Source organism: Corallococcus sp. CA053C (genome assembly GCF_003611675.1).
GTDB lineage: Bacteria > Myxococcota > Myxococcia > Myxococcales > Myxococcaceae > Corallococcus.
Window position 1 is genome coordinate 1 of the sequence record NZ_RAWA01000325.1, and the last position, 11,429, is coordinate 11,429.

Annotated in this window: 9 protein-coding genes; 3 read left to right on the top strand and 6 right to left on the bottom strand. The window is 71.1% G+C overall.

Annotated elements, in window-relative coordinates; all coding sequences use genetic code 11:
• Positions 1-81 precede the first annotated feature (81 nt).
• Positions 82-2,877, top strand: a complete 2,796-nt coding sequence (locus D7V97_RS31765; RefSeq protein WP_233583353.1) for a serine/threonine-protein kinase — start codon at positions 82-84, stop codon at positions 2,875-2,877.
• A gap of 180 nt (positions 2,878-3,057) precedes the next feature.
• A complete protein-coding gene (locus D7V97_RS31770; protein ID WP_233583354.1) occupies positions 3,058-3,603 on the top strand; it encodes a hypothetical protein in 546 nt (181 codons plus the stop codon).
• Positions 3,604-3,742: 139 nt separating this feature from the next.
• Here the strand turns inward: D7V97_RS31770 and gyrB are convergent, their stop codons facing one another.
• A complete protein-coding gene (gyrB, locus tag D7V97_RS31775) occupies positions 3,743-6,196 on the bottom strand; it encodes a DNA topoisomerase (ATP-hydrolyzing) subunit B (protein ID WP_120614377.1) in 2,454 nt (817 codons plus the stop codon).
• A gap of 121 nt (positions 6,197-6,317) precedes the next feature.
• Positions 6,318-6,773: a hypothetical protein gene (locus D7V97_RS31780; protein ID WP_120614378.1), complete on the bottom strand. Its 456-nt coding sequence runs from the start codon at positions 6,771-6,773 to the stop codon at positions 6,318-6,320.
• A gap of 104 nt (positions 6,774-6,877) precedes the next feature.
• On the opposite strand from D7V97_RS31780, the gene D7V97_RS31785 reads away from it, so the two are divergent.
• Complete coding sequence (locus D7V97_RS31785; protein WP_120614379.1) at positions 6,878-7,648, top strand: GNAT family N-acetyltransferase; 771 nt, start codon at positions 6,878-6,880, stop codon at positions 7,646-7,648.
• Positions 7,649-7,672: 24 nt separating this feature from the next.
• Here the strand turns inward: D7V97_RS31785 and D7V97_RS31790 are convergent, their stop codons facing one another.
• The 4 genes from D7V97_RS31790 to D7V97_RS31805 form a co-directional block, all read right to left on the bottom strand.
• Positions 7,673-8,491: a helix-turn-helix domain-containing protein gene (locus D7V97_RS31790; RefSeq protein WP_120614380.1), complete on the bottom strand. Its 819-nt coding sequence runs from the start codon at positions 8,489-8,491 to the stop codon at positions 7,673-7,675.
• 5 nt (positions 8,492-8,496) lie between these two features.
• Positions 8,497-10,689, bottom strand: a complete 2,193-nt coding sequence (locus D7V97_RS31795) for a cation:proton antiporter (protein ID WP_120614381.1) — start codon at positions 10,687-10,689, stop codon at positions 8,497-8,499.
• Between the two features lie 117 nt (positions 10,690-10,806).
• The gene (locus D7V97_RS31800; RefSeq protein WP_120614382.1) at positions 10,807-11,184 is read right to left on the bottom strand and encodes a response regulator; all 378 of its coding nucleotides are present in this window, start codon (positions 11,182-11,184) and stop codon (positions 10,807-10,809) included.
• Positions 11,181-11,429 (bottom strand): sensor histidine kinase KdpD (locus D7V97_RS31805; protein WP_147445050.1); only part of this gene is annotated, 249 nt, incomplete at its 5' end. The genes D7V97_RS31800 and D7V97_RS31805, both read right to left, overlap by 4 nt.

The window sequence follows — 11,429 nt, forward strand, 5'->3', positions numbered from 1 at the left end:
CCCGCGCCCCCCGGCCAGCACCCGGAGCGAAATCTTCGCATGCCATGCGAGCGCTTCCGGGACTTTCCGACGAAGGCGAGTATGCTCCGGCCCTCCCCCTTCACCGGCCCCGCCTGCTCACCCGTGGCAGAACCCAGTCTCCAGCAATTCGGCAAGTACGTCCTGGTCTCCAAGATTGCCGCGGGGGGCATGGCCGTCACGTATCGCGCGCGCCTGACGGGTGCGGCCGGCGTGACGAAGCCGTGCGTCATCAAGCAGATCCTCCCGCACTTCGTGGACGACCACGACTTCGTGGAGATGTTCATCAGCGAAGCGCGCGTCGCGGCCGGCCTCACGCACGGCAACATCGCGCAGATCTTCGACTTCGGTGAAGTGGACGGGCAGTACTTCATCGCCATGGAGCTGGTGCACGGCCAGCCCCTGTCCAAGGTGCTGCGCCGCGCGGCCCGCGCCGGGGTGGGCTTCCTGCCGCAGCCCCTGGCGCTGCACATCGCCAGCAAGCTGTGCGAGGGCCTGGACTACGCGCACCGCCACGTGGGCGAGGACGGCCAGACGCTGGGGCTCGTGCACCGCGACGTGTCCCCCGACAACGTCCTCATCTCCTACGAGGGCGAGGTCAAGGTCATCGACTTCGGCATCGCCAAGGCCACCAGCGCGGTGGAGGCCAAGACGTCGCCCGGCACGCTCAAGGGCAAGTACCCGTACTTCTCCCCCGAGCAGGCCCGGGGACAGCAGGACCTGGACGCCCGCACGGACGTGTACGCCGCGGGCATCGTCCTCTACGAGATGCTGTGCGGCCGGCGCCCCTTCGAGGGCGAGTTCGTCACCGTGCTGCCACGCATCATCCACGGCGACTGCCTGCCCCCGTCCGCCGTCAACCCGGGCGTGGGCGAGGAGCTGGAGCAGATCGTCGCGCACGCGATGGCGGTGGACCGCGACGCGCGCTACCAGACGGCGAAGGACCTGAGCGAGTCGCTGGTGGAGATGCTCTACCGCGACACGCCCCGCTTCACGCCGACGATGCTGAGCCAGCTGATGACGTACCTCTTCGCGGAGGAGCTCGCCGCCGAGGGACGCAAGGTGGAGCTGCCGCCCAGCTTCAAGGATCAGCTCGCCGCGTGGCAGTCCCCGTCGTCGGAGACATCCCAGGGCCGAGCGCGGCTGCCTTCGAGCAACGGCCGGTCATCGAGCCCCGGCGTGGCCCGCCCGTCCAGCCCCGGCGTGCGCTCGCCCAGCGCCCCCGGCCTGCGCCCCGCGAGCGACAGCGGGGCGCGCCGCGGCAGCACCACCCAGGCCACCGCCGTGCGCCGCAGCACCACCGGCGCGCGCCGCGTGACGACCGGCGGCACCCGCGAGGCCACCGGCGTGGGCCGCCGCCCCCTGCCGCCGGAGCTGCCGCCCGAGCCGGACACCGACTCCGGGACCGAACCCACGGCGATGCCGCAGTCGCTCCCCACGTTCGCCGCCCCGCGCGACACGCCGGTGGAGACGGCCATCGCGCCGGAGCCGGAGGAGAAGGCCGCGCCCCGGGTGCGCACCAGCGTGGACGACGTGCGCGAGAAGCTGGCCGCCGAAGCCGCCGAACGCGAGAGCAAGCGCGTGAAGCAGGTGCGGTCGCTGAGCATGGGCGTCTTCACCGCCGCCGTCGCCCTCATCTTCATCGGGGTGGCGGTGCGCTTCATGTTCGCACCGGATCCCGGCGACGAGCTGGTGGGCGACGCCGCCATCCTGTGGATCACCTCCAAGCCGGAGGGGGCCGCCATCGTCGTCAACGACAAGCCCGCCGGCAAGACGCCCAACCGCGTCGTGGGCGCGGACGTGCGCACGCCGCACACCGTCGTCATCACCAAGCCGGGCTACCGCGCGTGGACGCGCCGCTTCTCCCCCAACCAGGCGGAGTACCACCTCAAGGCGGAGCTGGAGCTGGCGCCCACGAGCGCCCAGGTGGCGTCCATCATCACCACCACCGTGCCCGCCACCGACACCGACGCGGGTGATCCCGACGCCGGCAGCGCGGTCGCCGCCGTGGCCACGACGGACGCAGGGGCCGCCCCGGAGGATGGCGGGACCGCCGTCGCCGCCGCTCCGGTCGATTCGGCCGACGACGCCGCGCTCACGGGCAAGGACCGCGAGATGCGCATCGTGGACTACCCCACGCGCCTGCTGGTGCTGCGGCCCATGTACAACGCGCTGCCGCTGCCGGAGTACCCGACGGCCACCATCGACGTGGCGCCCGGCGCGGCCTACTCGGTGTGGACCGAGGGCAGCGCGGCGTTCGCGGAAGGCGACGGCGTCGCGTCCGGCACGCTGGTCTTCTACGCCGAGGGCGACCTCCCGGCCGACAACGCCGTGGGCTTCGTCAGCGCCGCGCCCCGCACCATCAAGGGCGCCAAGAAGCTGCACTTCTTCGCGATGGACGACACCGGCCCGGAGGACAACCGGGGCTCCATCCGCGTGCACCTGCGGCAGTCCGCGTACATCCCGCCGCGCTCGGTGCTGTTCGAGCCCCAGAAGAACGCCGTGCAGGCGAAGCCCCGGCACCAGATGCAGCTGCGCGGCCTCAACCCCAGGTCCACCTACCTCTTCACCGTGCGCGACGACTTCGCCGAGGTGAAGGGCGGCACCCAGGGCCGCGTGCGCACCGTGCTGTGCGTGGAGAAGGGGCCCACCGAGGAGGCCGTGCGCCGCACGCACCGGCTGCTGGAGGCGGGCAAGCGCTACCAGGTGTCCGGCGTGAAGGACGTGCGCTGCCTCTTCCCGGACATCAGCCTGGGCGACAACCAGGGCGCGCTCGACTTCGACATCGTCGACGTGACGAATATGTCCCGCAAGGAGCGCGCCGAAGCGCTCCGCGGCGCCAACCGCTCCGAGCGGTAGCCCCCAGCGTCTACCCAGGCAGCCGGGCACACGGGCCCCCGCTGGGAGGCCCGGTTGGCAGGCGGACATCATGGCCCTCCAGGGCATGACCCTGAGGCGCTGCTCCCGCGCCAGGGGGTAGTGCCTACCCTCACGGACATCCACATTCTCTGTGTTGGGAGTCCGTCCATGATGCCTGTGATGTCCTCGACTGGTCTGGTGCTGCACAACCTGGGTCTCGCCGCCGGCTTCGGTGGCACGTTGTTCGGGAAGATCGCCCTGAACCCGGCGGTGAAGGTGCTGGATTCGCATGAGGATCGCGGGCAGGTGGCGAACGCCGCCTGGAACGGCTTCAACATCGTGAACGCGGCGTCGGTGGGGCTGGCGGCCATCACCTGGCTGGTGGGCCGCTCGCGGCTGACGGGCAAGGAGATCGACAGCACCACGCGCGGGCTGGTCATCGCCAAGGACGTGCTGCTGGGCGCCACCGTGGCGCTGGGCGCGGCCAACATCTTCGGCGGTGCCTTCCTCGCCAGGCAGGCGCCCGAAGGCGCCGTGCCCGCGGAGACGGGGCTGACGCCGACGGCCAACACGCCGGAGACGGCCGCGAAGACGATGAAGGCCATGGACGTGGGCGGCATCGTGAACCTCGCCACCATGGCGGGCGTCATCGCCATCACCGCCATCCTCAACATGCGCGCGGGGGCCTCCTCGCGCTGGTCGCTGGTCTCAAGGTTCCTTCCGTAAGGGCTTCCGGGGCCGCTTCGCGCGGCCCGGCTCAACAAGGATGGGAAGGGCACGTGGGCGCGGAGCCGAAAAACGGCACCGGGCCCACGGGTCTTTTCCCCCGGGGCCCGGCGCTTGATTCACAGGGGACGGCGCAGGCTCAGATGTCCAGGTTCTGCACGTCCAGCGCGTTGCGCTCGATGAACTCGCGGCGGGGCTCCACCGCCTCGCCCATCAGCAGCGAGAAGATGTCGTCGCTCTCCACCGCGTCCTCCACCCGCACCTGGAGCAGCGTGCGCGTGACGGGGTTCATGGTGGTGTCCCAGAGCTGCTCCGGGTTCATCTCACCCAGCCCCTTGTAGCGCTGCAGGCCCAGGCCCTTCTGCGCGTCCTTGCGGACCGCGGCCAGCACCTCCTGCACGGAGAACGCCGTCACCTCGCCCGCGTCCACCTTCACGCGGTAGGGCGCCTTGCCCAGCGAGTTGAAGGCCTCGCGCAGGGTGATGAGCTCCTGGTACTCCGGCGACGACAGGTAGGCGTGGTCGAACACGGACTCGCGCATGGAGCCGTTCAGGTCCGTCAGCACCACCAGCTTCTTGGACTGGTGCTCCGGGTCCTGCTCCACGCGCCGGGACATCCGGCCCATCACGTCCGGCATGCGCCGCTGGCAGTACTCGCGCATCGCCAGGTACTCGGACTCCACCGCCTGCTCGTCCGCGAGCAGGTCCGCGCGCAGGTTCGTCGCCTGCACCAGCGCGTCCACGATGCGCGCGTCGCGGCGCTTGGCCTGCTTCTCCAGGCGCTCCTCGTAGGTGATGACCTTCTCCAGCAGCACCTTGAGCTCGCTGCCGCCCAGCTCCCCCGCGGGCGTCTGCACCCGGGCGTGCTCGGCGGCGATCTTCAGCAGGTACTCGTTGAGGTCGCGCTCGTTCTTGACGTAGCTGTCCTTCTTGTTGCGCGTGACTTTGTAGAGCGGCGGCTGCGCGATGTAGACGTAGCCCCGGTCAATGAGTTCGCGCATCTGCCGGTAGAAGAACGTGAGCAGCAGCGTGCGGATGTGGCTGCCGTCCACGTCTGCGTCCGTCATCAGGATGATGCGGTGGTAGCGCGCCTTCTCCGGGTCGTAGTCCTCCGCCCCGATGCCCGTGCCCAGCGCGGTGATGAGCGTGACGATTTCAGCGCTGGTCAGCATCTTCTCGAAGCGCGCCTTCTCCACGTTCAGGATCTTGCCGCGCAAGGGGAGGATGGCCTGGTTGCGCCGGTCCCGGCCCTGCTTGGCGGAGCCGCCTGCGGAGTCACCCTCGACGATGTACAGCTCGCTCTCGTGCGGGTCGCGGCTCTGGCAGTCCGCGAGCTTGCCGGGCAGGCCGCCGCCGTCCAGCACGCCCTTGCGGCGCACCGTCTCACGGGCCTTGCGGGCCGCGATGCGCGCGCGGCACGCGTCGCCCACCTTGGCCACGACCTTCTTGGCGACGGGCGGGTTCTCCTCCAGGAAGGACGCGAGCTGGTCGTTCACCATCTGCTCGACCAGGCCCTTCACCTCGCTGTTGCCCAGCTTCGTCTTCGTCTGCCCCTCGAACTGGGGGTTGGACAGCTTCACGGAGATGACGGCGGACAGGCCCTCGCGCGCGTCCTCGCCGGTGGGCGTCTCCTTCAGGTCCTTCCACTGCCCACCCTTCTCCGCGTAGCTGTTGAGCGTGCGCGTGAGCGCGGCCTTGAAGCCGGACAGGTGGCTGCCACCCTCGTGGGTGTTGATGTTGTTGGCGAAGGTGAAGATGCGCTCGTCGTAGCCATCGTTCCACTGCATGGCGATCTCCAGCGACACGCCCTCGCGCTCCGACTTGATGAAGACGGGCTTGTCGTGCAGCGCCTCCTTCGCCTTGTTGAGGTACTCCACGAAGGACGCGATGCCGCCGTCGAACTTGAAGTCGTGCTCCTTCTGCGTGCGCTCGTCGCGGATGGTGATGTGCAGGCCCGCGTTGAGGAACGCCAGCTCACGCAGCCGCTGGCTGAGCGTCTCGAAGTTGAAGTCCGCCGTCTCCATGATGGTGGGGTCGGGCTTGAAGTGGATCAGCGTGCCGCGCTTGTCCGTGGTGCCCACCTCCACCGGCGGGCTGTTGGACACACCGCGCGCGTAGCCCTGCTCGAACACCTTGCCGTCGCGCTGGACGCGGACCTTGAACCACTCGGAGAGGAAGTTCACGCACGTGACGCCCACGCCGTGCAGGCCGCCGGAGACCTTGTACGCGCCGTTGCCGAACTTGCTGCCGGCGTGCAGCTCCGTGAGCACGACCTCCAGCGTGTCCTTGTGCTTGAACTTGGGATCCGGGTGCGGGCCCACGGGAATGCCGCGGCCGTTGTCCTGGACGCTGAGCGAGCCATCCACGTGGATGACGACTTCGATGTCCGTGCAGAAGCCGGCGAGCGCCTCGTCCACGGAGTTGTCGACGACCTCGTAGACGAGCTTGTGCAGCCCGTAGGTCATCGTGTCGCCGATGTACATGCCAGGGCGCTTGCGGACGGCCTCCAGCCCTTCGAGCTTGGTGATGCTGTCCGTCCCATAATCGGCGGGCGGCGCGGCCAGCGCGGCGCCGGTAGCGGGGGTCTTTTCCATGTGAAACGTGTCCTTGGGAAAGGCTGCCGTTGCGACAGGGCTGTGCCTGCTGTGCCTACCACCACCGGGCATCCCGGACAAGGTTCGGGAGCCCGCGCAAGGCTGCGAAAAGATTCATGAATCAGGCGTCGAAACGCGAGGGCGGGAGACGGTCCTCCAGCGCCGCGATCAACTCCTCATAAACAGCTTTGCGGGCGAAAAGATGTCGCGTCACGAGCACCCTTCCCTCTTCCTTCAGGAACAGGCCCAGCACGCTCCCTTTGCGGCCGACCCGGCGCACGGAATCAATCTGTCCCCAGTGCAATTCCAGCGGCTTGCCGCTGAAGGGCCGGGACACCCGCACGCCCGCGCTGTCCAGGGTGATGCCCCACTCCGAGCGGGGGCGCAGGCGGTGCACGGAGACCAGGAAGGTGAGCATCAGGCCCGTGCTGATGCCGGCCCGCGCCATGGCGAGCAGCCCCCCTCCGCCCCGGAAGTCCGCGAGGGCCCAGGCGGTGAGGACCGCGAGCAGGCACGCGCCCACGAAGAGGGCGATTCGGGTGGGGCGGGGATCGAAGGAGAAGAAGCGCTGGCTCATGGCGGCGTGAAGCTGGAACCTAACCCCCGGGCGGACGGTGTGCGCGTCCTTTCCTCCAGGGCTGTTCTTTGGCTGTCGCCTCCGTGTCTAGGCTGCGCGCCCGCATGACGGATGCCGAACTCACCTCGCGGCTGCACGCCAACCTCATCGAATTCAAGCGCCTCCAGGCCGAGCGCGGCTCGCTGCGCCACCTGCGCCTTCCGGGCGTGGAGGCGTTCGCGCTGCCCGCGTACCAGGACGCGCACTTCCAGCAGGTCCTCTTCACCCACGCGGACGCGCTGGAGCAGGCGCTGCCCGCGCTGGACGACTTCTACCGGAGCCTGGGCCTGTCGCGCTGGCGCGTCACCCTGACGCCCGGGCAGCTGGAGGCGAAGCGGGTGCTGGCCGCCGCGGGCTACAAGCCGGACTTCACCGTGCCCGCCATGGGCGCCTGGCTGAAGGACCTGCCGGACATGGACATGGCCCCCGGGGTGCCGGTGGAGGCCGTGGACCGGATGGACGCCCTGGTGGAGATCAACGTCAAGACCTACGGCCCCGAGTGGCGGGACATCCTCGCCATCTGGCAGCGGCCGCCCCCGCGCCACGTGCACACGGTGGTGGCGCGCGACGGCGGCGAGCCCATGTCGTGCGGGATGGCGGTGGACGTGGCGGACACGGCGGGCGTGTACCTGGTGGCCACCGCGCCGGAGGCCCGGGGCGTGGGGCTGGCCACCGCGGTGATGCGAGGGCTCATCGCCGGGGCGCGCGCGCGCGGGTGCACGGCGACGGTGCTCCAATCCACCGCGTCCGGCCTGCGCGTCTACCGGCACCTGGGCTACCGGGACCTGGGCGCGTGGGAGCACTGGGTGCCCCCGCCCCCTGCTCCGGGGACCTGACCCGGGCCCTGGGGGCGCGTCGCTTCAGCGCAGCGCTTCCAGGTCCTCCAGCAGCTCCAGCACCCGCCCGGGCCCGTCCGCGCCGTGGAGCCGGTCCGCCAGCCCACGCCCCGCGAGCCTCGCCACGTGCGCCAGCCGCATCAGCCGCGCGCGACCCGGGTGGCCGTCCACCAGCGCCACCACCAGCCGCAGGGGCTGGCCGTCCGGGGTGTCCGCGTCCAGGGGCCGGGCCAGCGTCACCAGCGCCGCGGCCGGGGACGCGCCGGGCACGAACGCGTGCGGCACCGTTACGCCATTGCCCACCTGGGACGGGGCCTCGCCCTCGCGCTGGCGCAGTCCCGACGCCAGCGCCGCCGCGTCCAGGCCGGGCAGCGCCGACGCCAGCCGTCCCGCCGCCACGTCGAGCGCGTCCTCGTAGTCCTCGCAGCTCAGCTGCACCACCACGCGCTCGGCGCACAGGAGCGGTCCCAGCGCGGGCGCGGGTTCGTCGCCGCGCCCTTCGCGCAGGGGGAACTCCGCGTCCAGGAACGCCCGCACGCGCGCGAGCTGCGCGCCGGTGAGCTTGCGCCGCGCGATGTCCAACAGCAGCGTCCCCGCCGCGGGCACGTCCTCCAGGTAGCCCGCGACGTAGGGGCTCACCCGGTTGCCCACGTCCATCAGCAGCGCCGGGGGCACGTCCAGCTCCCGGGCGATGGCCGTCAGCCGCGCCTGCGTGGGCGGCGCGTCCACGCCGTGCTCCACGCGGCTCAGGTACGCGCTCGACACGCCGATGCGCCGCGCCAGGTCGCGCAGGGACAGGCCCGCGTCGACGCGCAGCAGGCGCAGCGTGGCTCCCAGGTGCATGGCGCTCAGGTCCTCGCCCCGACCGCGTGCGCGGCGTCCGGCGTGGCGCCCTGCTGCTGGCCCTGGCCCTGTCCCTGGGCCAGCGCCGGGGCGCCCTCCGGGTGACGGACGAGCAGCAGCGACCCGGGCGCGTCCCGCACGATGCGCTCGCGCTGCACGCCGAACAGCTTGTCCTCCAGGCCCCACTCGGCGCCCACGCCCACCACCACCAGGTCGTAGCCCGCGCGCGCCTCCTCCAGCGCGGCCTCCTCCGGCGACGCGTGGCGCACCACCTTGAGCTTCACCGCGGCGCCCTCGTCCAGGGGGAACAGCTCGTCCACCTGCGCGCGCCCGGTGCCCGCGCCCTCCGGCGACGTCACGTGCAGCACCGTCACCTCCGCGCCGGACTGCTTGAACAGCCGCCGCGCCAGCCCCAGCGCCGCCCGGTCATGCCGGCTGCCCACGAAGGGCACCAGCACCCGCCGCACCTGCGACAGCCCCCGGTCCACCAGCACCGCCACCGTGCTGGACGCCTCCTGCATGACCTCGTGCACCGTGCCGCCCAGCACCGTCTGGCTGAAGAGCGGCTTGTGCCAGCCCAGCAGCACCAGGTCCGCGCGCTTGGCCTGCGCCGTGCGGCAGATGTCCCGCGCCGGCTCCGACGACACGAACGACAGCGTGCGCACCGACAGCCCCAGCTTCTCCGCGCGCCCCAACAGCGGCGTCAGCGCGCTGCCCGCCGTGCCCGCCGCGCCGGCCGCGCCCTCCGCGCCGTTCGCATCCAGCGCCCCCTCCGCGCGCACGCGCAGCGGACGCTCCGGCGACAAGAGGTGGAGCGCGTAGAGGCTCGCGTCGTTGCGCTCGCCCGACAGCGCCCGCGACAGCACCGCCATGCCCGGCCCCGCCTGCCCGTGCGACACGCACAGGAGCACCGTGTACGCGGACGGCACCAGCGCCGCGTCCGGCGCCTGCGCCAGCTGGTCGCGCGCCTGCTCCTCCGGCGGATACATCCAGCGCAAGAGCGGCGACGTGATGAACGTCGTCACCAACGCCATGATGACCATCATCGTGAAGAGCGTGGGGGAGATGACGCCCAGGTCCAGGCCCAGGTTGAGCACGATGAGCTCCATCAGCCCGCGCGTGTTCATCAGGACGCCAATGGCCCCCGCCTCCCGCCACCGCAGGCCGGTGACGCGCGCCGCCACCGCGCTGCCGCCGAACTTGCCCAGGCACGCCAGCAGGATGATGGCCCCGCACGTCAGCCACGCCTGCGCGCTGTCCAGCAGCCCCACCTGCGTGCGCAGCCCGCTGAAGGCGAAGAACACGGGCAGCAGCATCACCACCGTCACGTCCTCCAGCTTTTCAATCAGCGCCGCGGCCAGCCCGCCCTCCTTGGGAATCACCGCGCCGAAGAGGAACGCACCGAACAGCGCGTGGATGCCAATGCGCTCCGTGGTCCACGCGGACGCGAGCAGCAGGAGCAGCGTGCCCGCCACCACGTTCTGCGTCAGGCCCTCGCGGCTGGCCACGCGCGCGCCCAGCCGGGCGAGGAACGGCCGCACCAGCAGCAGCATGAAGCCGATGTAGAGCACCGCGAACAGCGTCGTCATCCCCGCCTGGGCCAGGCTGGACGCGCGCACCAGCGAGACCACGAAGGCCAAGAGGCACCACGCCGTCACGTCGTCCACCGCCGCGCACGCGATGGCGATGGCGCCAATCTTCGACTGCATCAGCCCGCGCTCGCTGAGGATGCGCGCCAGCACCGGGAAGGCCGTGATGCTCATGGACACGCCCATGAACAGCACGAACGACGAGAACGGCACCGAAGGGTCCGACAGCGTCCGGTACAGCCACAGCGCGCCCGCCACCGCGCCCAGCCCGAAGGGGACGATGATGCTCGAGTGGCTGATGACCACCGACGTGTGCCCCCGCCCCTTCAACAGCTTGGGGTCCAGCTCCAGGCCGATGAGGAACATGAAGAGCACCAGCCCCACCTCGGCCAGCATCTTCAGGAACGGCATGGAGTCCGGCGGGAACAGCCAGCGCAGCGCGTCCGGCCAGAGCCACCCCAGGAGCGACGGGCCCAGCGCGATGCCCGCCACCACCTCCGCGATGACCAGGGGCTGTCCCAGCCACCGCGCTCCCCGGCCAATCAACCGCGACACGCCGATGATGACGATGAGCTGGACCAGGAGCTGTGCGAGCATGTGGGTATTCAACGGGAGCGCCTCGCTGGAAAGCTGTTAAGGAATCGCTTACCAGTCCGTCGCGCACAGCGTCAACGCGCGTGCGGGGGTGCCCGCCCGTTCAAAACCCCCTGCAAGCTTCGCGAGCGCTCAGGTGCCTTCGGGCGCCTTGTTGGCGGCCACGGCCTTGAGCAGCGTCTCCACGTCCACGGGCTTGCGCAGGTAGCCGCAGGCGCCCATCTCGTCGGCCACCTGGCGAGCGTTCGCGGAGGCGGAGAAGACGAGCACCGGGATGTCGCGCCAGGCCTCCACCGTGCGCATCTGGCGGCCGAAGGTCGCGCCGTCCATCACCGGCATCATCATGTCCAGCAGCACCAGCGACGGCGTCGTCTGCGCCTTGCGCAGCACCTCCAGCGCCTGCAGGCCGTTGCCCGCCCCCATCACGGTGTAGCCCGCGTCGCGCAGGACCTCCTCCAGCGCCTCGCGCAGGTCCGTGTCGTCATCCACCACCAACAGCGGCCGGCTCACTCGCGCGTCTCCTTCTCCAATGGCAATTCCAACGTGAACCGCGCGCCTTCTTCCGGGCCGGGTTCCGCCCAGGCCCGGCCGCCGTGCGCTTCCGCCGCGCGGCGCGTGAGGTACAGCCCCAGGCCCAGCCCGCCATACGAGTGCGAGCTCACCGCGCGCCCGAAGCGCTCGAAGATGCGCTCCACCTGATCCGCCGGCAGCCCGATGCCCCGGTCGCGCACCTGGATGCGCGCGAAGCCCCCGAC

Coding starts and splice junctions, on each gene's coding strand:
- D7V97_RS31785 (WP_120614379.1), top strand. CDS start 6,878: ATGACGGATGCCGAACTCACCTCGCGGCTGCACGCCAACCTCATCGAA.
- D7V97_RS31765 (WP_233583353.1), top strand. CDS start 82: ATGCTCCGGCCCTCCCCCTTCACCGGCCCCGCCTGCTCACCCGTGGCA.
- D7V97_RS31770 (WP_233583354.1), top strand. CDS start 3,058: ATGTCCTCGACTGGTCTGGTGCTGCACAACCTGGGTCTCGCCGCCGGC.
- gyrB (WP_120614377.1), bottom strand. CDS start 6,196: ATGGAAAAGACCCCCGCTACCGGCGCCGCGCTGGCCGCGCCGCCCGCC.
- D7V97_RS31790 (WP_120614380.1), bottom strand. CDS start 8,491: ATGCACCTGGGAGCCACGCTGCGCCTGCTGCGCGTCGACGCGGGCCTG.
- D7V97_RS31780 (WP_120614378.1), bottom strand. CDS start 6,773: ATGAGCCAGCGCTTCTTCTCCTTCGATCCCCGCCCCACCCGAATCGCC.